This window comes from Paenibacillus sp. 01T442 (assembly GCF_056398345.1).
Window position 1 is genome coordinate 1 of the sequence record NZ_JBFTPF010000215.1, and the last position, 601, is coordinate 601.

At 45.3% G+C, this 601-nt stretch carries 1 protein-coding gene; it reads left to right on the forward strand.

The genetic code is table 11. The features are described from left to right. A partial coding sequence (locus AC1DLM_RS35505) for a carboxypeptidase regulatory-like domain-containing protein (RefSeq protein WP_477572636.1) occupies positions 1-601 on the forward strand: 601 nt, incomplete at both ends.

Sequence of the window (601 nt, forward strand, 5' to 3'; positions counted from 1 at the left end):
TCACATCACACAATGAAGTTAGTTCCGTTCCAGTAAGTCTCACTCCTGTTAAAGGCATTGTAAAAGGAACGGTTATTGATGAGGATGGCCATTTCGTTGTTGGCGCAAATGTTTCGCTTGATGGGGTTTCAGCAACCACCAAGAATAGCGGGGAGTTTACGTTCAACGATGTTACGGCGCGCAGCGGTGTAGCACTCATCGTCACGAAGGCTACCTACGAGACGGTGTCGGTACCTGCCTTTGATTTAGCTAAGGGCCAAATCAAGGATCTTGGCAATGTGACAATAAAGAAAACCAAAGGTTCTATTTCAGGCAAGGTGACTTCTGTATATGGCGGTAATTTGCCAGCGATACACATCACGATCCTAGAAACCAATGCTATGTTTGAAACCGATGCAAGTGGCGATTTTACTATCAACAACTTGCCAGTCGGGGACTATACGCTACAGTTTTCTTCTCCTGACTACGTCGTTGATGTCCGAACGGTAACAGTCTCACACAATGAAGTTAGTTCCGTTCCAGTAAGTCTCACTCCTGTTAAAGGCATTGTAAAAGGAACGGTTATTGATGAGGATGGCCATTTCGTTGTTGGCGCAAATGT